Here is a 21,940-nt window from a genome sequence, read left to right as displayed (position 1 = left end):
AGATCGTTATGTTCCTCTTTCAGAACATTTAATTCGAGGACTTAAAAAGTATATCGAAGCTGAAAAACCTCAAGACTATCTCTTCAACGGACAACCTTTGCCTACTGGAGCTGGAGGAGATTTTGACAATCGGTATTCACAACGAGGTGTGCAATGGGCGGTGAAACAAGTCGCCAAGGCAGCAGGAATAAAAAAGGAAGTTCACACCCATACGCTTCGGCACAGTTACGCCACACATTTGCTCGAAGATGGTATGGATATTATGACCCTTAAAGACCTTTTGGGACACCAGAATGTTGAGACGACAATGGAATACCTGCATATTGCCCAACTCGAGAGTCAGCGCATCTTTAGTCCACTCGATACGCTATTTGCAAAATGCAGCCGGAAGTAGCCGATGTACTGCGAAAAGTAGGCTCTAAAATTGAAAGTTATGGACTCAATACTTGGCAATTGCGCACGCTTTACGCCATCAAAAAATGTCGAACAGCCGAGTTGGGTGGTCATATCGATGCTTGCGATGAATGTGGAAACATCACCATAAGCTACAACTCTTGCCGCAACCGCCATTGTCCCAAGTGTCAGTGTAATAAACGAGAAGATTGGATACAAGCCAGAACCACTGAACTCTTGCCTGTTCCATACTTCCACGTGGTTTTCACCCTGCCTAGTAGTATCAATGCCTTGGCAATGCACCAGCCAAAATTGGTTTACGATACGCTTTTTGAAGCGACATGGGAAACGTTAAAAACCTTTGGCATAGCCAAAGAAATGCAAATGGGAATGATAGCGGTTTTGCACACTTGGGGACAACAATTGAGTTTGCATCCGCACCTGCATTGCATTGTTCCAGGCGGTGGTGTGAATAAAAACGGACAATGGCAAAACAGTAGAACAGACGGTAAATTTCTGTTCCCGGTCAAGGCCTTGTCTAAGGTTTTCAGGGCTAAATTTTGCGAAAAACTCAAGGCGAAATCGCCTACTCAATACGAACAAATCCGGCAGGAATTATGGCAAAAACCATGGGTAGTATTTGCTAAGAAACCTTTTGGAAGTCCAAAGTCGGTGGTGGAATATTTGGGAAGATACACCCATAAAATAGCCATCAGCAATAATAGAATTAAGAGTATCGACGAGCAAAACGTGACTTTTGATTACAAGGATTACCGAGTAGCGGGCGTTAAAAAACAAATGACACTAACTCATCAGGAATTTATCAGGCGGTTTTCATTGCATATTTTGCCCAAACGGTTTGTAAAAATCCGTCATTATGGTTTTTTGAGCAGCACTTGGAAGCGTCAAAAGCTGAAACTTTTACAGGAAAAACTTAAGGTAAAAGTTTTAGAAAAAGCAGAAAAGAAGTCCTTTTTACCCAAGTGTCCTTTTTGTAAAACAGGCAATTTACACCGCATAGCGGTTTTTGACCAGCGTGGTCCGCCTGCTTGGTTTCTTGGCCGTAGTCAAAACGCCATTCCCTATAAAAATTAATTTTACGGGTAAGGGAACTTGTGTTCAAAAGTGAAGGAAAACATGAAAAAAACCAAGTTGAAACAACTCCACAAAAAAAGAGGAACAAAATCCTCTTGAAAATACCTCTACAATCTTTACGATAACTCCATAGTGTTGGCGGCAGGTATTCGGTTCCGTTCAACACGGGCTTCATTGTTCGTGCTACGCACACAACGAAACCCTAGCTGTTGGCGGAAGAGATTATAACTCGGTTGATATGAGTGAAAGAATGCTTTGGGAAACTTATTTGCCTCCTTTTAAAGCAGCTTTAGATGCTGGAGCCGCCACTTTTATGAATTCGTTTAATGATATAAATGGAATTCCTGCAACCGGAAATAAATACCTGCAAAGAGATATTCTAAAAGGGAAATGGAATTTTCAAGGTTTTGTCGTTTCTGATTGGGGTTCGATAGGAGAAATGGTCAATCACGGATTTTCAAAAGACAGAAAAGAAGCCGCATTACAAGCTATAATTGCAGGGAGTGATATGGATATGGAAAGCAATGCGTATCGATATCATTTAGCAGAATTGGTTAAAGAAAACAAAGTGCCAATTGCCTTGATTGATGATGCCGTAAAAAGAATTTTACGCAAGAAATTCGAGTTAGGACTATTTGATAATCCTTATAAATACTCCAATCCGGAAAGAGAACAAGCAGCGTTGAACAATCCACAACACAGAAAAGCAGCAAGGGATATTGCGACAAAAAGTATCGTGTTATTGAAAAATGAGAAAAACATTTTGCCACTTTCCAAAGACATAAAAACGATCGCTTTTATTGGTCCTTTGGTTAAGGAATACAAGCAAAATATGGGTTTTTGGGCTGTGGAATTACCGGGACTTGATTATGATAAACAAGTTGTTTCCCAATGGGAAGGCGTGCAAAATAAAGTAGGTAGTTCAACTAAATTGCTTTACGCCAAAGGGTGTGAAATCGACGGAAATAACAAAGGTGGTTTTGAAGAAGCAATTGCTGTAGCCAATCAAGCCGATGTTGTGATTTTGAGTATTGGTGAAAGAGCTGATATGAGCGGTGAAGCAAAAAGTCGCAGCAATCTCCGTTTGCCGGGTGTTCAGGAAGATTTGATAAAAGCGATTCAAGCGACAGGAAAACCGGTTGTGGTTTTAATCAATGCAGGAAGACCGCTAATTTTTAATTGGACTGCTGATAATATTCCTGCAATTCTTTATACTTGGTGGTTAGGAAGCGAAGCAGGAAATGCTATTGCCGATGTTTTGTTCGGCGATTACAATCCTGCGGGTAAATTACCAATGTCTTTCCCAAGAGAAGAAGGACAAATTCCCATCTTTTACAATCATTTTAATACAGGAAGACCAGCTCCAAACGAAACGGCATCCAATTATGTTTCGGCATATACCGATTTAAAAAACAGCCCCAAATTTCCTTTTGGATATGGATTGAGTTATACCACTTTCGAATATTCAAATTTGAAATTGTCTAAAAATAAAATTAAAAGTACGGAAGAAATTACCGTAACATTAAATGTAACTAATTCAGGAAAAGTAGCTGGAGAAGAAGTTGTTCAGTTGTATTTGAGAGACAAAGTAGGTTCAGTAGTACGTCCAATTATTGAACTAAAAGATTTTCAAAAGATAAAACTGAATGCAGGGGAAACGAAAACGATAAAATTTGTTATAAACAAAGAAAAATTATCTTTTTATAATGCTAATTTGCAGTGGGTTGCAGAGCCTGGAGATTTTGATGTAATGATTGGTTCTTCTTCTGCGGATATTCGTTTGAAAGGAGCTTTTGAACTGATGAATTAAGAGTGGTTACAAATAATACAATTTTTTATTGCTGAAAAATAGCAGAGGACGCATAAAAGAATAATCTATCAGCTTATACTGCCCCCAAATAGTGCCTAGCTTTTTTGGGGGCAGCCTATTTCTAATGGAGTTTTTATTGTGGTTCTAACGAATCTGTTTACGAACCATTTTTTGCCGGATTAAAAAAAATTTTCAATAGTATAGCGCTGAGAAATCCTTTCTATTTCAATTTAAAAAAAGCGGTTTTGTGCTGTTAATTTTTATCTTAAATTATACAACTACCACAATTGGTAAAACGATGATACATGTAAAGTTCTTACAATGAATTATATAGAAGTAATGAAAGCCATAATCACTACTTTACTATTGAGTTGAGCAGCAACTATATCAATTAATTTTTTTTTTTATAAAAAGAGCAGTCAAGATTAAGTTAAAATAAAAAGGAAGTGCAAAAAGTGCAAAATGAAGAAGCATGCTGGATTATTTGTCCAGAATGTGAGGTATCCGGGAAAAAAAGTCGAGGACTCCGTAAGAAAGTGCAACTCCGCTACCAGATGGCATTTAATCAATTTGAAAAAATAAAAGGTGATGGGACGGCTTGAGTTCACCCTAAGGGTGCCTATACTCATGTTTGAACTGTTGCGGATCCGGATTGCTTCATTTTGGTAGCCATTCAACAGCGGATAAAGAAAACTACCCTCACGTTGCTATTATTGGGGGTGGTATAGTAGGAGTGGCACCTAGCTGTTGCTTGTTTGCACCTCAGGTTCCCTTTTACCCTTTATGAGGGCGATAGCCACTTGATGCTCGATCTCAAGGCTATGGACTTACCTTGCAAAAAGCTAGTAAAGCGATCGAGGGATTGGGTGTTTTTTCTTTAAAAGAAGGGGTGATTTCAACAAAACATGTGGTTCATACTACAGAATGGAAAGTGATCGGTAAATGGGGGGTCAGAAAATGGGTACAGTCAGATGCGAAAACGTCTCAAAGCGCTCATGGACCTCAAGGACCTAAGGAAGAAGCGTGTCATAGAACGCAGTGGCATGGTTCCATTCCTCAGATTTTAACGGGGACCCTGAAAGCACAGATTTCTGGCTATCCCTTGTATGACCGAGAATTACTTCGGTCAGAATTGTTAGAGAAAAGGGGCAAGTGACTCTCATTGGAGATGCGGCTCACCCAATGAGTTCATTCAAGGGATATGGGAGAATCAAACGCTACTAGATGCGTTCACGCTGTCTCGGGGAATCTTTAGAGGATGTGTTCTTTGTCGCAATGGAGAAAAGCTAAAGTGAGGAAATGTGTATTAACGGAGTTTTAATCAGAAATGTTAGACCGCAGTTCCTCCAAAGTAAAAGATTCAGCAGAGGCAATACAATTCCTATATTCCGAAATGGTATTTAATGAAGGTGATGAGTTAAGAGGACGTTGTATAAAGAAAAGGGACGTGTAAACTAACTTAAATCGTCGTCACGTTTCTTACCTCAACAATTTTAATATTAAAAAAGTAGAATACAAAGCGTTTATATAAAATAGCTAATATAGAATTTCGTTTATAAAGTTAGCCTTTCCAATTTTTAAATTTGGTTATTAAATAGAAAAGATAAAAAACAGAAAACACTCTATTCCTATTTCCTCAATCTCGCCTAGCTTCTAATCGTTGTTCAATTTCTTATATTCTAATACAAAAATTTAAATTTGTCTACCTGATTAGTTTTAATGCGTCGTTAAGTCTCAGTGCGACGTTATCCCAATTAATAATATTAAATAAAGCATCAACAAAATCAGTTCGTTTGTTTTTGTATTTTAAGTAATAGGCATGTTCCCAAACATCAATTACCAATATCGGAATAGCGCCCCATTGCGTCAATTTTTCGTGGTTTTCACATTGCAAGATTATAAGACTATCGCTATATGGTTGATAAGCTAGAATTCCCCAACCGCTGCCATCCACATTTTTTGAAGTGGTTGCAATTAAAGCTTTTAACTTGTCGAAACTGCCAAAACTTTTTTCTATTCGCTTCAATAATTCACCTTGTGGCAAAGTGCTTTTATTGGTGAGATTGGTCCAAAATATAGAATGTAAAATGTGAGACGAAAAATGGTAGGAAAGTTTTTTTGTCCAAAAATCAATAGTTTCCATATTATTTTCATCCAATGCTTTTTTTATCATTTGCAAATCTTTGTTTGCCCCTTTAACTGCTCCCCCATGATGAAAAGTATAATGAAGATGCAAAGTTTCGGCATCCATATAAGGCTCCAAAAAACTTTCACTATATGGTAATGCCTGCTGAATATAATTGCCAGTGGCATCAACCAATTTATCAATAGAATTGTTGGCTAAATTTTCAGCAAACACATTGTTAGTAGGAAGCACTAATGACGCCGCACCAAATAAAGTACTCGATTTTAAAAAATCTTTTCTGTTCATAGTAGTAATTTTATAATAATCCCTACAACTGCTGCTACAACAATGATATAAGGTTCTTGGATTTTCTTGATATAAAGTAAAGCAAAAATTGTTGCAATAGCTATTAGTGTTGTTGGAATATCTAAAAATACTTTTTGAGGCAATTACACCAACTGCTTTCACTAATGCTTGCATAGTGCCATCCACAAAAGCTTCTATTGATTTATTTTGTGCTATTTTTTAAAGCATGGAGCCAATCAATTGTAAATAAATAATACGGTAAAAATGCGGCGAAATAGCCAATAAACCGAACAATAATAACAACTGGTCCAGGAGTAATCATTGCAACTGCATCAATAAAATAATGTTTTGTCAACCATTGTTTTTCTATCACAACTCCTAAGTGTAAAAAAGGTACGATTGCTTGTGCACTACCAAATACAAATGTCCCAGCTTCAGTATAAAAGATGGCAATTTTAATAAAGGTAGAATTGTCATAATTCTGAAAGCGCATTGGCAACAGAACAATAGAATTAGTCGTTTTATTATTATACCATCTTAGAGGAGCTTTGACAACGATAAATATAAGTCTGGCCCATAAGAATAATAAAACTTGTTCTTGATGTATTCCCAATGTTATGACTACCGCAATTATAAAAAACAGCCACAATAACTAATCCGTTTTAAAAGATAAAAGATTAAATTTGCGGATAGATTTTATCGTCAATTAATAAGAACACATTGCAATAATACCTATAACGGCTGCACCAACTCCATAAAAAAAAACTACTTGTATCCAAGACAATCCTCCGTATAATTTATAAACTATTCCCAATAGCACAACCATTATAAAAGAAGGAAAAACAAAGGCAAATCCTATCAACCTTGCTCCAAGGAAACGGTAATGGACAAATTCAAGGTAAATTTTGTATCCCTCCACAGGTTTTGGACTTGATCCGCAAAATCTATAAATAAATTTGAAACAAAAAAAACCTCCAAAATCAAATGATTTTGGAAGTTTGTAAATATTGGTGGGCGATGAGGGGTTCGAACCCCCGACCCCCTCGGTGTAAACGAGGTGCTCTGAACCAGCTGAGCTAATCGCCCCAATACAATTTAGTTACTTACGTTCCCGTTATTGCGTGTGCAAATATACGGCACTTTTCTAGATTTGCAAGTAAATTATAAAAAAAATTATAAAATTTCTGAAACAACAAAAGTGCTTCCTCCAATGTATATAAAGTCAGATTTCGCAGCGTTTTGCTTTGCTTTTTGATAAGCGTCTGTTACAGAATTGTATACTTCGCCTTTCAAATCGAACATAGCTGCTTTTTTTGCTAAAATAGAAGCTTCTAAACCACGAGGAATATTTGGTTTACAGAAATAATAAAATGCATTTTTAGGAAATAAAGGTAGTAATTCATCTAAATCTTTGTCATTTACTACTCCTAAAACGATATGTAAAGCATCAAATTCTTCTTTTTGAATTTGTTTCAAAACAATTTCTAGTCCGTTTTTGTTGTGCGCCGTATCGCAAATAACTTTAGGAAATTCATTTATTTGTTGCCATCTCCCTTGAAGGCCTGTATTTCTTACAACTCTTACTAATCCGGATTTTATATTTTTTGGAGTAATTTTAAATTCATTTTGGTTATTTAAAACAGCAATAGTCTGTAAAACTGTTTTCTTGTTGTGCATCTGATAATCCCCAATCAAATCCGAGGGAAAGGTTTCTGAAATTAAATCGGAAGCAAAATAAATTTTAGAGGCGCATTCTTTGGCTTTAGCCAGAAAAACGGGTTTGGTATTAAGTGTGTATTCTCCAATTATTACTGGAATATTAGGTTTTATGATGCCGGCTTTTTCAAAAGCGATAGCTTCCAGCGTGTTGCCCAAAAACTGTACGTGATCCAGTCCTATATTTGTTATTACTGAAACGAGAGGGTTAATGATATTGGTTGCATCCAGTCTTCCGCCCATTCCCACCTCTATAACGGCGATGTCCACTTTTTCTTTGGAGAAATAATCGAAAGCCAATCCAACAGTCATTTCAAAAAAACTCATGTCATTTGATTCAAAAAACCTCTGGTGTTCATTAATGAAAGTAGTGACAAATTCTTCAGGAATATCTTTTCCGTTAATTTTTATGCGTTCCCGAAAATCTTTTAAATGTGGGGAAGTATATAATCCCACTTTATAACCCGCTTCTTGGAGTATAGATGCCAACATGTGTGATGTGGAACCTTTCCCATTCGTTCCCGCAACATGAATGCACTTTATTTTTTCTTGTGGATTTTCAAGATGCGCTATGAGCAAATGAGTATTCGTTAAATCTTTTTTGTAGGCCGAAGCGCCCTGAAGTTGGTACATCGGGAGTTGATTAAACATCCAATTTATAGTTTCCTGATAGTTCATTTTTTGAATAAAATTGTTGTTGTTTAAAATATTTTTCGATTTTTTTAGTTTAATAGTACATCGAAAAGTATCTTTAGTGCAAAATTGAAATAATTTTTAGAATTAATGATTAAAATACAATAATATTATATGTTTAGTTTTATACAATTACAGGCCGACACCATTGCCAATACTGCGTCAAACGTAGTAATCGAGAAAATTGCTCCGAATACTGAAATTTCTGTTTTGGAATTTATTTTAAAAGGAGGGTTCTTCTTAATTCCAATTTCAATTCTTTTATTTTACACTTTTTATTTAATCATAGAACGTACTTTATACATTAATAAAGCATCAAAGATTGATCACCGATTAATGCTAGATGTCAGAGACAATTTAAATTCCGGTAATCTAGAGTTAGCAAGGTCCATTGCCGAGAGAAGTAATACCTCTTCCGGTAATATTATTAAAGAAGGAATTCTTGTTATTGGCCGTCCTATCGCGGAGATTGAATCTAATATGGATCGCGCTGCTGATATCGAAATCGGAGAAATGGAGAAGCATTTAGGTCAATTGGGTCTTATTGCAGGGATTGCGCCAACTTTAGGGTTTATCGGAACAATTTCAGGAGTTATAAAAATATTTTATAGTATTTCAGTTACCGAAAATATTAGTATTGGTAATATTTCTGGAGGTTTATACGAGAAAATGATCAGTAGTGGTTCTGGGTTATTGGTTGGTATTATTGCCTATAGCGCGTACCATTTATTAAACGGAAAAATTGATAATTTTGCCTTAAAAATTCAAAAACAGATACTGGAATTCGTAAATATTATTCAAAGATCGTAACATGTCTATAAAACGAAAAAGAAGATTTCATGCCGAAGTGGCTACTTCGTCATTAAGTGATATTATGTTTTTCTTGTTGTTGTTTTTCTTGATTATATCAACGTTGGCTAATCCTAATGTGATCAAAATGACTTTGCCAAAAGCGAAATCGAACGAAAAAACAAACAAACAATACATCAGCTTATCCGTTACTGAGGATAAAAAATTCTATATTGACAAGCAAGAAGTTTCCTTTGAAGAACTGGAAACAGCTTTAATGTCAAAAATGAATGCAGAGAAGGATCAAACGGTAATCGTACGTATTCCATTTAATTTGCAAGTACAAGATTTAGTCGATGTACTGCAAATAGGAGTGAAGAACAATCTGAAGTTTGTGATTGCAACGAGTCCCAAGTAATACTGTTATTTTATTTACAGCAGTATTTTGGGAGTGATCGTAACAGAAAAAGGGGCTAATCAGCATAGTGTTGATTAGCCCCTTTTTCTGTTACGGTCGTCCCGAACTATTGGGATATCAGCACAGTTCCTCGTTACTTGCTCTTATCCCTCACGAATCCCTAAACCATTAAAATTATTGTGTTCGTCATTGCGAGGAATGAAGCAATGGAATAACGCGAGCAGCTAATGAGATTTCTCCTTCGTCGAAATGACAAAATTAAATGCATTGTTATTAGTAAGTACTATTATTTTAATTCAAATTGAAATTGTAAATAATCTTACCAACTTGTTTTTCCGGAGCATCGCTGCTGGCATCCCATCTCGTATTCATCGCTGCAATTCGGGCTTGGTCTAATAAACATTTTGCCGTATTGGTTGTTCCTTTTATACCGGCAACTGCATTCACAGTCCTTCCAGATCTATCTACTGATACTTCAACAACAACTTTTCCTTGTTCATTACACGTATATTTTGGTGCTGGTTTAGAGAGCGCTTTTCTGTTTCCTAATGAATATCCGACTCCGCCTCCGGAGCCACTTCCGGAACCACCTCCACCTCCGCTTCCGGAGCCATAGCCACTGCCAGTTCCTATTCCGCTTCCGGTACCGTTTCCGCCGCCTGTTCCTCCACCAGAACCACCCGTCCCATAATAACCGTTTGAACTCAGGCTTCCGTTTGTTTTTCCTTTGTTTCCGGCTACTTTGTCATCCCCATCACCACCTTTATTGGAGCCTTTTAGTATGCTGGATAAAGCATCATTGGTATTGTTAGATACTTTAGGTTTTACAACCACTGGTTTTGTCACTTCTTTTATGACAACTGTCGGTTTTTTAGTTTTTTCTTTTGTCGGAATCACAACACTTTCTTCAGTGCTGTTTTCTTGAGATAAAATAGCTTCGTCTGGAGTTGATTTTGCAGGCGTTTGTCTGGTTTTGTTTTTTACTTGCAAAACTTCGCTTTTATAATTCGCTCCAGAACCCAAATCGCTGTCTCCAAAATTCACGGTAACGCCTCCGCCACCTCCTCCGCCTGCAAGTTCAGCTAGGTTTGCTGGTGGCCAAAATCGAATGAAAAATAAAATTAACAACATTGTCGCATACAAAAGAATGGATATGGCTAAAGATTTCTTTTGGTCTGATGAAATGGTGGAACTCATTTGTATTTTAAATTTAAAAAAGTGTATTACTAAAAAACGTCGAAAAGTACTAAAAATTGTCAAGAGTAAAAAGCTACTGAGGGAATATAAATAAGATTGCTTTTATTTAAAAGTAAAATAAGAACAGGGATTAAATAGATGTTGAATAATCTACTTAATCCCTGTTCCAATATGTTTTATGAATGCTATTTTTAGGTAAGCTGTTTCAATGCAATTTCAAAAGCGGTTGCACTAATATTTGTTTTGCTTGGATTCAAATCATGTGCTTTTTCAATTGCTTTTTTAATGGTTTCTGATGTGTCTTTAAAGATAGCTTCATCGGTCATTTGTACTTTCTTTTCCATGAAATAAGCAAAAACACGAGCCATTCCGCAGTTTGAAATGAAATCAGGAATTAAACTAACTTTGTTATCTACGTCTTCCATAATTGGACCGAAAAATATTTCTTTGTCTGCAAAAGGAACATTAGCACCACATGAAATTACTTCAAGTCCATTAGCAATCAAACTGTCGATTTGCGATTGAGCAACTAAACGGGAAGCAGCACAAGGAGTGAAAATTTCAGCACCTATTGTCCATATTTTTTGATTGATTTCGTCAAAAGGAATTATGTTTTTAGCGACCAGTTTGTTTCCATCTTTTGCAAGAAATAATGCTTTTATTTCTTCGAAAGTGAAACCTTCTTCGTTGATCAAACCACCATCTCTATCAATAATACCAATGATTTTCGCTCCCATTTCTGCAAGATAAAATGCTGCAGCTGAACCTACATTTCCAAAACCTTGGACAATAGCCTTCTTGCCTTTTACATCACCGCCATAAATAGTGTAATAATTACGGACAGCTTCAGCAACCCCAAAACCGGTAATCATATCGGCAATTGTATATTTTCTAGAAACATCTGGCGAGAATTTTGGGTTTTCAATTACTTTAACCACTCCTTGACGCAACTGACCAATTCTATTAATTTTATCCGCTTCGGTTGGTTTAAAATGACCATTAAAAACACCTTCTTGAGGATGCCAAACACCACATTCTTCTGTCATTGGAATTACTTCGTGAATTTCGTCTACATTTAAATCACCACCAGTTCCGTAGTAGCTTTTCAATAATGGGGATACCGCTTTATACCAACGTTGTAAAACGCCTTTTTTTCTCGGGTCATTTGGATCAAAATTAATTCCAGATTTAGCCCCGCCAATAGCGGGTCCAGAAACCGAAAATTTTACTTCCATTGTTTTTGCCAATGACAAAACTTCATTCATATCCAATCCTTTTCTCATACGGGTTCCGCCACCGGCAGCACCACCGCGAAGGGAGTTGATAACTGTCCATCCTTCCGCTTCAGTTTCGGGATCTTTCCAGTTAAAAATGATTTCGGGTTCCTTATTTTCGAATTTCTTTAATAAATCTTTCATTTATTGCGATATGTTTAATTTTGGCAAATATAAAAAATAGAATAATGCGAATTATGTATTTGGAATATTATTTTTGGGAGTAGATATTTCCAGTACTGTGATCCGTTTTTGCCCCCGTTACACTGCTTAATACATTGATTTCTCCACGCAATTTCAGTACGCCTAGCAAAGCAAATATTAAAGCTTCTTTGAATTCCAATATTTTTTTATCGGGAATTATAATTTTCATTTCTGGTAAATAATATTGAATTCTTTCAATTAGGAAGTCATTGTAGGCGCCACCACCAGTGATAAACAGATTCCTTTTTTTATTGGGTAAAGCCGCTGCGATTTGCAGGGCGACATGTTCAGCAAAAGTTCTTAATTTGTCAGCGGTAGTAATTTTATAACTTTCAATTATTGGCAAAACGAAATCTATTACAAATTCAAGCCCTAATGATTTTGGATGTTTTTTTTGGTAGAAATTTAAAGTGTTTAATTCAGTCATTAAATTTTCGTTGCAAATTCCGGTTTTTGAAATGCTTCCTTTATCATCATAATCAAGGCCTATTTGGTTGGCATAAAAATTTAAAACTGTATTAACAGGAGAAATGTCAAAAGCAATTCGTCTGCCATTTTCTTCGAAAGAAACATTCGAGAAACCACCTAAATTCATACAATAGTCATATTCAGAAAACAATATTCGGTCACCAATAGGAACCAATGGTGCACCTTGTCCTCCTAGTTGTACATCCTGAACTCTGAAATCACAAACTACGGTTTGGTGAATTAAAGATGAAATTTCAGGCAGATTGCCAATTTGAAGTGTGAAACCCTTTTGTGGCTGGTGTAGAACAGTATGGCCATGCGAGCAAACAGCATCGATGTTTTCGATATCATGCTTTTTAATGAAATTAGAAATGGTAGTAGCAAGAAGTTGAGTGTACTTTTGGTTTAAAGCATCCAATTCGTTTATTGAAAAATTTACAGCCATTTTCAGACAATTTAACCAGTCCGAACTATAGCTAATGGTTTCACTTTCAATTATATCAAAGGACCATTTTTCTTTCTCTATCCTAAATTCAATATGAGCTAAATCGACTCCGTCTAGCGATGTTCCTGACATTACTCCGATAACGTTATAGTATTCTGCTTTCATATTCCAAATTTACGAATCAAAATTGATAAATTCACAAGAAAAAAGTATCTTTGGCTACTTTTTTTAAATAATTCACAACATTTTATTTTATATAATTATGGATTTTAATCTAACCGAAGAGCAGTTAATGATTCAACAAGCCGCGAGAGATTTTGCTCAAAACGAATTGTTGTCAGGAGTAATTGAAAGAGATGAACACTCTAAATTTCCTACAGAGCAAGTAAAAAAAATGGCAGAACTTGGCTTTTTAGGAATGATGGTAGATCCTAAATATGGTGGTTCAGGATTGGATAGTGTCTCGTATGTTGTAGCAATTACTGAAATTGCAAAAGTAGATGCATCTGCTGCAGTTATTATGTCCGTTAATAATTCATTAGTTTGTGCAGGATTAGAAAAATACTGTAACGAAGAGCAAAAAATGAAATATTTGGTTCCTCTTGCGAAAGGAGAAGTTATTGGTGCTTTTTGTTTGTCAGAACCAGAAGCTGGATCCGATGCGACTTCACAAAAAACTACAGCGATTGACAAAGGAGATTATTACTTGTTGAATGGTACAAAAAATTGGATTACTAATGGATCATCAGCTTCGACCTATATCGTAATTGCACAAACGGATGTTGAGAAAGGGCATAAGGGAATTAATGCCTTTATAGTTGAGAAAGGTTGGTCTGGTTTTGATATAGGTCCAAAAGAAAAAAAAATGGGAATTCGTGGGTCAGATACGCATTCTTTAATGTTTACCGACGTTAAAGTGCCTAAAGAAAACCGAATAGGAGCAAATGGATTTGGATTTAATTTTGCAATGAGTGTGTTAAATGGAGGAAGAATAGGAATTGCTTCTCAAGCTTTAGGGATAGCTACCGGAGCTTACGAATTGGCATTAAAATATTCTCAAGAACGTAAGGCTTTTGGAAAAGAAATTTTCAAGCATCAAGCAATCGCCTTCAAATTAGCAGATATGGCAACTCAAATTATGGCGGCGAAAATGTTATGTTTTAAAGCTGCTTCTGAAAAAGATTTGGGAATGGATATTACTCAATCTGGAGCTATGGCAAAATTGTTTGCCTCTCAAACCGCAATGGATACGACTATTGAAGCAGTTCAAATCCATGGAGGTAATGGATATGTGGCAGAATATCATGTAGAGCGTATGATGCGTGATGCAAAAATCACTCAAATATACGAGGGGACTTCTGAAATTCAGCGTATTGTGATTTCAAGAACTTTAGTTTCATAAATATCATTTTATAGGAATGTAAACCCTTTTCAATTTCGATTGGAAAGGGTTTTGTTTTTTTAATACATTTACTCAAATGATTTACTTTTATGTATGAAGATTTAAAATATTGGTATTTGCGCGATCACAAGTTGTTTCGAACCTTGAGCTTCAGTCAAATCAAGCAATTGTGTATAATAACTGGTTTTAAAAAAGCAAATAAAGGGGAAATAATCTATTTTTCATCATCGGATGTGCCAAGGATTTTTCTGTTATAAAAAGGAAATATCAAAATTGTAGCCGTCGATGAAAATGGAAACGAAACAATAAAAGATATTATCCAAAAAGGAGATTTATTCGGGGAACTGACTTTAGAAGCGGATGATCAGACCAATGAATATGCAAACGTTCTATCAGATGATGTGGCGATTTGCAGTTTCTTGCTGTCTGATTTTGAAAATTTACTATTGCAAAATCCTAGTTTAGCATTGTCTTATACAAAATTTGTCGGATTGAAAATGAAACGGATTAAAAATAGCTATGCCAATTTGATTTCTAAAGATGCCAAAACCAATTGTTTCAGTTTCTAAAAGATTGGGCTGAAAAAGAAGGTGTAAAGGAAGGTCGTAAAGTAGTAATTGAAAATTATCTTACACAAAATGACATTGCCCAGATTATTTGTACTTCAAGACAAACTGCGACACAATTACTTAATGAAATGGAAACTAACGGAACACTGATTTATAACCGAAAAGAGATCATAATTTCGGATATTACAAAACTGTAATTGCAGTTATTTCGTATCTACTGTAAACTAGCTGACAAATCATTTAGGAATAGTTAAGTAGTTTTGTATTATAAAAAATGTAGTATTATGAAGAAAATAATTTGTTTAGCATTGTTAACATTTGGTTTGACGGCTAATGCTCAAAATTATTTACCAAAGTCAGCTGTTGAAATTGCACCATTGTTGATTGGAGAAAAAATACCCAGCTTAACACTAAAATCAGTTAATGATAAGGATATTGTTTTGGAAACTTTGTTTAGTGAAAAAAGGACTATTCTAGTTTTTTATCGTGGTGGTTGGTGCCCTTATTGTAATTTGCATTTGGCTGCTTTAGGTGAGGCCGAAAAAGAATTACTTAGTTTGGGGTACCAAATCATAGCAATAAGCCCGGATGCGCCAATGGCTTTAAAAGCTACCGAAGAGAAAGATAAAGTAAATTACATTTTATTATCAGATAGTAATGGTGAGTTAGCAAAATCAATAGGGATTGCTTTTCAAGCACCTGAAAATTATAAACCTATTATTAGCAAAGGTTCTGAAGGAGTCAATAGTTCTTTTTTACCGGTACCTGCTGTATTTATAGTTAATTTAAATGGCGAAATAGAATTTGAACATATTACGCCAAATTATAAAAGCCGAATTACAAATGATTTGCTTATAGCTGTCGCTAAATCTTTAAATAAATAATTATGAAAAATTTTTTATTTGTTTTCTCACTATTGTTTACCTTTTCTGCTTTCTCACAAAACGAAGGAAAACGGGAAGCGGAGTTCAATTTAGAAAAAAAAATAGCAATCCAAGGCTACGATCCGGTAGCTTATTTTAAACAAGGGAAAGCAGTAAAGGGGAAAAGTGAACTGACTGCAACATACGAAGGGGTAACATATAATTTTTCAATGCCGGCTAATAAAGAATATTTCTTAAAAAATCCTTCGAAATATGAACCGCAATTTGGAGGTTGGTGCGCTTATGCGATGGGTGATTCCGGAGAAAAAGTAGAGATAAATCCACAAACTTTTAAAATTATTAATGAAAAATTATATCTATTTTATAATGCTTATTTCAGTAATACATTGAAAAGTTGGAATAAAGACCAAGCTAATTTAAAGTCAAAAGCAGATAGTAATTGGAAAAAAACAATCAAATAAAACAGTATCATGAAAACAACTATTTTATCTTGGGTTTTACGGATTACAGTTGCAATAATTTTATTACAAACGTTGTATTTTAAATTTACTGGAGCCGAGGAAAGCATTTATATTTTTAGTGCTTTGGGAGTAGAACCTTATGGAAGAATTGGTACCGGGATTTTAGAATTAATTACTGTAATTCTAATTCTGATGCCTACAACTACATTGCTGGGTGCAGTATTGGGTTCTGGAATAATGGTTGGTGCTATTCTTTCGCACCTGTTTGTTCTTGGAATTGAAGTCGAAGGAGATGCTGGAACTCTATTTGCGTTGGCAAACTTAACCTTATTTAGTTGTCTTACTTTAATTTTTTTAAATAGAGATAAACTGTCAAATTTTTTAAAATTAAAACGATAATATGCTGATACCTTCTATAACTAATAGTCTAAACGAATTGATTGATTTGCTCCATCAATTGTCGAAAAAGGATTACTCAAATCCATGTGCTGAATTGAGTAACGCCAGTATAGGTGAGCACACGAGGCATATTATCGAAATGTTTCAGTGTCTCGAAAATCAATATGATTTAGGGATTGTGAATTATGATAATAGAGATCGTAATGTATTAATTCAAACAGATATGAATTATGCAATTCATCATATTTTAGAAATTAAAAATAATCTTGAAAAAGAGAATAAAAATATCGATTTGCAACAAATAATAGACGGTGAGGAAATCCGAATTCAAAGTAATTATTATAGAGAATTGCTTTATAATTTAGAGCATTGTATTCATCATCAGGCGCTGATAAAAGTGGCTATTTTAAAATGTGAAAATATCACGGTCGATGAAAACTTTGGAGTTGCCCGTTCTACAATTGAATACAGGAATCAATGTGCACAGTAAGTTTTGTTCATGTCAATGATACGATTATTATTACCTCAAATCGAGATGAAAAAATAATCAGGCCTTCTGCAATACCGCCAATGGATTATACCATAAATGGTAAGAATGTCATTTTTCCAAAAGATCCAAAAGCTGGTGGAACTTGGTTTGTTGTCGATGCAAATGGAACTGTTTTGGTTTTATTAAATGGGGCTGACGAAAAACACAAAGTAGTGGTTCCTTACAGGAAAAGTCGCGGTCTAATTGTGCTCGATATTATTAGCAGCGTATCGCCGAAGGATTTTTGGAACCAAATTGATTTGGAAAATATAGAACCTTTTACATTGGTTTTGTTTCAAAGTAAGGAACTGTTTCAATTGCGATGGAATGGGAATCAGAAAGAAACGACTCTTTTAGATAGTCTTAAAAATCATATTTGGTCTTCGTCAACATTATATCCAGTGGCAATTCGGGAGAAACGTACCAATTGGTTTTATACTTTTTTGGATACAAATCCAGAAATATCCGAAACAGGAATGCTTCATTTTCATCGCTATACTGAAGAGAAAAATCAGGAAAACGGATTGGTTATCAATCGAAATAACGAAATGAAAACCTTAAGTATTACCCAGTCTGTAATCGAAAAAAATAAAGTCGCTATATTGCATTGCGATTTGATTGCACAAAAAGAGTACAAGACTTCATTTATCACTATTTAAAATTTTCTCAATTGAAATTACTTTTTCATAAGATTACGCATTGGGAATATTGGCCGTTTCAGATTGTTTATGTTCCAATTTATTTTCTTTGGGCATTTTATTCGCTCAAAGCAAAATCGATTTTTTTCTTTAACGCGGCTAATCCAACGATAAAAAATGGCGGATTTATGATGGAGTCCAAAAAAGCAATTTATGATTTAATTCCCCAACGGTATTATCCAAAAACCGAACTCATAAAAGAAGGAACATCACCAGAGGAAATTGAAAAAATCATTGAAGAGGCGGAAATAAAATATCCATTGATAGCAAAACCGGATATTGGTTTGCGTGGTTCGGGAGTTAAGAAAATAAATACTGTTGCTGATTTAAAAATATATGCTGAAAAGGCAAATTTTGATTTTGTTGTTCAGAATTTAATCCCCTACCATAATGAAGTTGGTATTTTCTACGTGCGTTATCCTGATGAAAAAACAGGTAGAATAACCGGGATCGTTTCCAAGGAGTTTCTGATTATTACAGGCGATGGATTTTCAACGATTGAAGAATTGATTAAAGAAAATCCCAGATACGAATTGCAATTGAAGGTGCTGAAACAAGAATATGGAAACAAACTATTAGATATTCTTCCAAAAGGGGAGAAGCTAAACTTGGTTCCATACGGGAATCATGCGCGCGGTGCGAAATTTATTGATGGGAGTCATTGGATAACTCCAAAATTAACCGAGACCATGAATGAAATGTGTTTGCAAATCCCAGGTTTTTATTTTGGAAGATTGGATGTTATGTACAATATTTTAGAAGAATTAGAACAAGGAAAAAACTTCTCCATTGTTGAGTTGAATGGAGCAGCGAGTGAACCCACACATATTTATGATCCAGAACATTCGTTGCTATTCGCGTGGAAAGAACTCGCTCGTCATATTACGTATTTGTATGAAATAAGTGTGCTTAATCATAAAAAAGGAAGTCCGTATTTGTCACACAAAGAAGGGATGAAAGAGTATCATTTGCATTTAGAACAAAGCAATAAAATTGTAAATTTTTAATCGAATGAGAGCTCTTAAAAATATCTTTGTAGGCCTTCTTGTAAGTTTTATTGGCTCAATTCCTCTTGGATATTTAAATATTATTGGTTTCGAAATTTATTCAAAATTTGGAATAAACAGCTTGGTTTTCTATTTGTTTGGAGTTATTTCTGTTGAGGTTTTCGTGATTTATTTCACTTTAGTTTTTGCTAAAAAATTGGTTAATAATAAAAAACTGATGAAGGCAATTGATTATTTTGCTATTCTGTTTCTTTTTGTTTTGGCATATTCTTTTTATGCACATTCCAATCCAAGAACTGCAAAGCAGGATGATTTAGATAAATATGTTATGTACTCTCCTTACCTGATTGGTTTGCTTCTCAATTGTGTTAACTTTCTTCAATTCCCATTTTGGACAGGCTGGAATCTTTATTTAATGAACGGAAACTATATTGCAGTCGAAAATAAATTAAAATACTTTTTTGTGGTAGGAACCGCAATAGGCACATTTTTAGGGATGTTAATATTGGTTTTAATTTTAAATAGTCTGTCTCAAAATACTACTTTCTTTTCTCAAAATGTAATACCGGTAATTATTCCTTTATTTTTCATAATTTTAGCTTTTATCCAAATGTATAAAGTCTATAAAAAATATTTTAAACGTAATGATGGGATTTAAACAGTTCCATTGTAATTTAAAATAATAAATATCCAATTATGAAAAAAACACTTCTATTAGTTCCGTTCCTTATTTTTGGTTGTAAACCAACTTCAACTATATTATCTGAATCATCAACAAAAAAAGCGCAAGCACCATTAGAGATTGCTTACAAAGTAAAAGAAAATGCAGTTGCTGAAACATTAAAATATTTGACTTCAGATGAATTAGAAGGCAGGGAAACGGGAACTAAGGGAATGGTAAAAGCAGCCGATTATTTAGAACAGTTTTTCAAAGACAATAAAGTAAAACCGTATTTTAAAAGTTATAGAGACACCTTGTCTAATTTTAAAGAACCAGCATACAATATTGTTGGTTATTTAGAAGGAAGCGAGCCGATTCTTAAAAAGGAATTTATAGTCATAAGCGGACACTACGATCATATAGGAATCGCTAAAGAAGGTGTGGACGGGGATTTTATAAATAATGGTGCCAATGATGATGCTTCCGGAACAACTGCTGTGGCAGAAATGGCGAAATATTTCAGTGTTACCAAATCAAATAAAAGAAGTGTGCTTTTTGTCTTCTTTGTTGGCGAAGAAAAAGGATTGTTAGGCTCTAAACATTTAGCGAAAAAACTAAAAGCGCAAAATTTTAATTTATACGCGCAGTTTAATATTGAGATGATTGGAGTGCCAATGAAAAGGAATTATTTGGCTTATATTACAGGTTTTGACAAGTCGAATATGGCGGCCAAAATAAATGAATATACAGGAAAAAACACCATTGGTTTTTTGCCTAAAGAAGCAGAATATAAATTGTTTTACAGATCTGATAATTATTCTTTTTACAGTGTTTTCAAGGTTCCTTGTCAGTCTGTGAGTACTTTTGATTTTGAAAATTTCGAATATTATCACCATGTTTCTGATGAGTTTAAAGCCATGAATATTCCCCACATGACTTCATTTATACAGGAATTATTGCCTGCAATAACAAAAATGACCAATTCCCCGACACATGAAATTATTATGAATTAATAACCCTTAAGAAACGGGTTGATTCATATCATACGCTAAAATAAAATAATTGTTATTATTGAATTGGAAATCAGCGATAATGATCCATTTTAATTTTTCGGTATGGGCTTTTGTCGATGGAATGTTCGTTTTATTGATAAACGTCAAAGCCAATGGATATCGCTTCACAATATGAATTCTCATGAACTCGAAAAGTGGCTTTATTAATCCTTTTCCCCGATATGCTTTATCAATACAAATGGGGCCATATTGAAAGCTGTTGGTTTTTGTGATATCAAAATCTAAAAATGTAAGATCAGGAAATAGCGTTGTCATATAATTGAATATAGGCCATTGGTTGAAAAAGTCCCAACCACCTGCAAAAATATAAGCAATGATTTTATTGTTGTCTTTAGCAAGAAATAAACCTTCTTGTCCTATGACTTCAGTTAATTGAGGAATAGAAAATGGAGTGGTGACAAATCCTCCGGCTTTTTCTTCTTCGGATAAATTGGAGGCCAAATAGAGTTCTTGTAGCGCTAATATGTCATCGATATCACTTAATTTTGCAACTTCTAATTTTATGTTTTCAATCATTTTTCACGATATTGATTCAATTATTTTTCAAAACAAAATTAAGCAAAATTACAGAAATCTTGATTTTTATCTTGGAAAGAATCCTTAGTTTAAAATGGTATTTTTTGCCGTTTTTGTTTATTTTTGCTTTATGAAAAATATCATTGTAACCGGTACAAGCAGAGGAATAGGTTTTGAGTTGGCATTGCAATTTGCGAATGCCGGACATCAAGTTTTGGCCATTTCCAGAAAAACACCACAGGAATTAATTGGTAACAAAAATATCACTTGTCTTTCTGTCGATTTATCAGATGAATCTGAATTGGATAAAGTAACATCTTTTCTTTCTTCTTCTTGGAAAAAAGTAGACGCGATTGTTCATAATGCAGGAAGTTTATTGCTGAAATCATTTTCCGAAACTACTCAGGAAGATTTTTCAACTATTTATAAAGTAAATGTTTTTGGAGTTGCTAATTTGACTCGCATTTGTTTGCCTTATTTGCTAAAAGGAAGCCATGTAGTTACCATAAGTTCAATGGGAGGGATTCAGGGAAGTTTAAAATTCGCTGGACTGTCAGCTTATAGTTCCAGTAAAGGAGCGGTAATTACCTTGTCAGAATTGCTGGCTGAAGAATATAAAGAACGTGGAATCTCATTTAATGTTTTGGCTTTAGGTTCCGTTCAAACTGAAATGTTAACTGAAGCTTTTCCCGGTTATCAAGCTCCAATATCTGCAAGTGAAATGGCGGATTATATTTTTAATTTTACGCTGACGGGAAATAAATATTTCAACGGGAAAGTGTTGCAAGTATCTTCTACCAATCCTTAA

25 protein-coding genes, 1 tRNA gene and 2 pseudogenes are annotated in these 21,940 nt (G+C 34.8%); 19 read left to right on the top strand and 9 right to left on the bottom strand.

The genetic code is table 11. The annotated features are described in order from the left end of the window. The 5 genes and pseudogenes from ACFX5D_RS09225 to ACFX5D_RS09205 all read left to right on the top strand — a co-directional run. A partial coding sequence (locus tag ACFX5D_RS09225) for a tyrosine-type recombinase/integrase (RefSeq protein WP_379857904.1) occupies positions 1-394 on the top strand: 394 nt, incomplete at its 5' end. Then, positions 379-1,488 (top strand): IS91 family transposase, encoded by a 1,110-nt coding sequence (locus tag ACFX5D_RS09220; RefSeq protein WP_379857903.1) that lies wholly within the window; start codon positions 379-381, stop codon positions 1,486-1,488. The genes ACFX5D_RS09225 and ACFX5D_RS09220, both read left to right, overlap by 16 nt. Positions 1,489-1,687: 199 nt before the next feature. Then, positions 1,688-2,089 (top strand): annotated as a pseudogene (locus tag ACFX5D_RS09215) (glycoside hydrolase family 3 N-terminal domain-containing protein); the annotation flags it as partial. Positions 2,090-2,224: 135 nt separating this feature from the next. Next, the gene (locus tag ACFX5D_RS09210) at positions 2,225-3,298 is read left to right on the top strand and encodes a glycoside hydrolase family 3 C-terminal domain-containing protein (protein WP_379857913.1); all 1,074 of its coding nucleotides are present in this window, start codon (positions 2,225-2,227) and stop codon (positions 3,296-3,298) included. 446 nt (positions 3,299-3,744) lie between these two features. Continuing rightward, positions 3,745-4,751 (top strand): annotated as a pseudogene (locus ACFX5D_RS09205) (FAD-dependent monooxygenase family protein). A gap of 249 nt (positions 4,752-5,000) precedes the next feature. Here ACFX5D_RS09205 and ACFX5D_RS09200 read toward each other — a convergent pair. The 5 genes from ACFX5D_RS09200 to ACFX5D_RS09180 all read right to left on the bottom strand — a co-directional run bounded on the left by ACFX5D_RS09200 (position 5,001) and on the right by ACFX5D_RS09180 (position 8,123). Continuing rightward, positions 5,001-5,729, bottom strand: coding sequence for a superoxide dismutase (locus ACFX5D_RS09200; RefSeq protein ID WP_379857902.1), 729 nt, complete (start codon positions 5,727-5,729; stop codon positions 5,001-5,003). A 202-nt stretch (positions 5,730-5,931) separates the two neighbouring features. After that, positions 5,932-6,342 (bottom strand): chromate transporter, encoded by a 411-nt coding sequence (locus ACFX5D_RS09195; RefSeq protein ID WP_379857901.1) that lies wholly within the window; start codon positions 6,340-6,342, stop codon positions 5,932-5,934. Between the two features lie 93 nt (positions 6,343-6,435). Further along, on the bottom strand, positions 6,436-6,648 hold the full coding sequence (locus ACFX5D_RS09190; RefSeq protein ID WP_379857900.1) for a chromate transporter: 213 nt from the start codon (positions 6,646-6,648) through the stop codon (positions 6,436-6,438). Between the two features lie 89 nt (positions 6,649-6,737). Continuing rightward, positions 6,738-6,815 (bottom strand) — tRNA-Val (locus ACFX5D_RS09185). An 87-nt stretch (positions 6,816-6,902) separates the two neighbouring features. Next, the gene (locus ACFX5D_RS09180) at positions 6,903-8,123 is read right to left on the bottom strand and encodes a bifunctional folylpolyglutamate synthase/dihydrofolate synthase (protein WP_379857899.1); all 1,221 of its coding nucleotides are present in this window, start codon (positions 8,121-8,123) and stop codon (positions 6,903-6,905) included. Positions 8,124-8,252: 129 nt separating this feature from the next. On the opposite strand from ACFX5D_RS09180, the gene ACFX5D_RS09175 reads away from it, so the two are divergent. Together ACFX5D_RS09175 and ACFX5D_RS09170 are read left to right on the top strand one after the other, a co-directional pair. Further along, the gene (locus ACFX5D_RS09175) at positions 8,253-8,948 is read left to right on the top strand and encodes a MotA/TolQ/ExbB proton channel family protein (protein ID WP_379857898.1); all 696 of its coding nucleotides are present in this window, start codon (positions 8,253-8,255) and stop codon (positions 8,946-8,948) included. A 1-nt stretch (position 8,949) separates the two neighbouring features. Next, positions 8,950-9,345, top strand: a complete 396-nt coding sequence (locus ACFX5D_RS09170; RefSeq protein WP_379857897.1) for an ExbD/TolR family protein — start codon at positions 8,950-8,952, stop codon at positions 9,343-9,345. A 291-nt stretch (positions 9,346-9,636) separates the two neighbouring features. Here the strand turns inward: ACFX5D_RS09170 and ACFX5D_RS09165 are convergent, their stop codons facing one another. The 3 genes from ACFX5D_RS09165 to ACFX5D_RS09155 form a co-directional block, all read right to left on the bottom strand. Next, the gene (locus ACFX5D_RS09165; RefSeq protein ID WP_379857896.1) at positions 9,637-10,542 is read right to left on the bottom strand and encodes an energy transducer TonB; all 906 of its coding nucleotides are present in this window, start codon (positions 10,540-10,542) and stop codon (positions 9,637-9,639) included. Between the two features lie 191 nt (positions 10,543-10,733). After that, complete coding sequence (locus tag ACFX5D_RS09160) at positions 10,734-11,960, bottom strand: Glu/Leu/Phe/Val dehydrogenase dimerization domain-containing protein (RefSeq protein WP_379857895.1); 1,227 nt, start codon at positions 11,958-11,960, stop codon at positions 10,734-10,736. Positions 11,961-12,027: 67 nt separating this feature from the next. After that, positions 12,028-13,098 (bottom strand): anhydro-N-acetylmuramic acid kinase, encoded by a 1,071-nt coding sequence (locus ACFX5D_RS09155; RefSeq protein ID WP_379857894.1) that lies wholly within the window; start codon positions 13,096-13,098, stop codon positions 12,028-12,030. Positions 13,099-13,195: 97 nt separating this feature from the next. On the opposite strand from ACFX5D_RS09155, the gene ACFX5D_RS09150 reads away from it, so the two are divergent. The 11 genes from ACFX5D_RS09150 (at position 13,196) to ACFX5D_RS09100 (ending at position 20,556) form a co-directional block, all read left to right on the top strand. Next, entirely contained in the window at positions 13,196-14,335 is a 1,140-nt protein-coding gene (locus ACFX5D_RS09150; protein ID WP_379857893.1) for an acyl-CoA dehydrogenase family protein, read from the top strand. A gap of 266 nt (positions 14,336-14,601) precedes the next feature. Beyond that, on the top strand, positions 14,602-14,904 hold the full coding sequence (locus tag ACFX5D_RS09145) for a Crp/Fnr family transcriptional regulator (protein WP_379857912.1): 303 nt from the start codon (positions 14,602-14,604) through the stop codon (positions 14,902-14,904). Next, a complete protein-coding gene (locus ACFX5D_RS09140) occupies positions 14,889-15,101 on the top strand; it encodes a helix-turn-helix domain-containing protein (RefSeq protein WP_379857892.1) in 213 nt (70 codons plus the stop codon). The genes ACFX5D_RS09145 and ACFX5D_RS09140 overlap by 16 nt, the downstream gene beginning before the upstream one ends. Before the next feature lie 87 nt (positions 15,102-15,188). Next, positions 15,189-15,788 carry a peroxiredoxin-like family protein gene (locus ACFX5D_RS09135; protein WP_379857891.1) on the top strand — a complete coding sequence of 200 codons (600 nt, stop codon included), beginning with the start codon at positions 15,189-15,191 and terminating at the stop codon, positions 15,786-15,788. A gap of 2 nt (positions 15,789-15,790) precedes the next feature. Beyond that, entirely contained in the window at positions 15,791-16,249 is a 459-nt protein-coding gene (locus tag ACFX5D_RS09130) for a YHS domain-containing (seleno)protein (protein ID WP_379857890.1), read from the top strand. A gap of 9 nt (positions 16,250-16,258) precedes the next feature. Continuing rightward, complete coding sequence (locus tag ACFX5D_RS09125) at positions 16,259-16,648, top strand: DoxX family protein (RefSeq protein WP_379857889.1); 390 nt, start codon at positions 16,259-16,261, stop codon at positions 16,646-16,648. Between the two features lies 1 nt (position 16,649). Then, complete coding sequence (locus ACFX5D_RS09120) at positions 16,650-17,138, top strand: DinB family protein (protein WP_379857888.1); 489 nt, start codon at positions 16,650-16,652, stop codon at positions 17,136-17,138. Next, entirely contained in the window at positions 17,126-17,836 is a 711-nt protein-coding gene (locus tag ACFX5D_RS09115; protein WP_379857887.1) for an NRDE family protein, read from the top strand. The genes ACFX5D_RS09120 and ACFX5D_RS09115 overlap by 13 nt, the downstream gene beginning before the upstream one ends. 11 nt (positions 17,837-17,847) lie before the next feature. Then, positions 17,848-18,882 (top strand): D-alanine--D-alanine ligase, encoded by a 1,035-nt coding sequence (locus ACFX5D_RS09110; RefSeq protein WP_379857886.1) that lies wholly within the window; start codon positions 17,848-17,850, stop codon positions 18,880-18,882. Positions 18,883-18,886: 4 nt separating this feature from the next. Beyond that, entirely contained in the window at positions 18,887-19,540 is a 654-nt protein-coding gene (locus tag ACFX5D_RS09105; protein ID WP_379857885.1) for a hypothetical protein, read from the top strand. Between the two features lie 38 nt (positions 19,541-19,578). Further along, positions 19,579-20,556, top strand: coding sequence for a M28 family peptidase (locus ACFX5D_RS09100; protein WP_379857884.1), 978 nt, complete (start codon positions 19,579-19,581; stop codon positions 20,554-20,556). A gap of 6 nt (positions 20,557-20,562) precedes the next feature. Here the strand turns inward: ACFX5D_RS09100 and ACFX5D_RS09095 are convergent, their stop codons facing one another. Then, positions 20,563-21,132 carry a GNAT family acetyltransferase gene (locus ACFX5D_RS09095; RefSeq protein ID WP_379857883.1) on the bottom strand — a complete coding sequence of 190 codons (570 nt, stop codon included), beginning with the start codon at positions 21,130-21,132 and terminating at the stop codon, positions 20,563-20,565. Between the two features lie 130 nt (positions 21,133-21,262). On the opposite strand from ACFX5D_RS09095, the gene ACFX5D_RS09090 reads away from it, so the two are divergent. Further along, entirely contained in the window at positions 21,263-21,940 is a 678-nt protein-coding gene (locus ACFX5D_RS09090) for an SDR family NAD(P)-dependent oxidoreductase (RefSeq protein ID WP_379857882.1), read from the top strand.

It is taken from the genome of Flavobacterium fructosi, from assembly GCF_042787335.1.
Lineage (GTDB): Bacteria > Bacteroidota > Bacteroidia > Flavobacteriales > Flavobacteriaceae > Flavobacterium > Flavobacterium fructosi.
The sequence above is the reverse complement of the archived record's forward strand: the minus strand, read 5'-3'. Positions and strand labels throughout refer to the sequence as shown.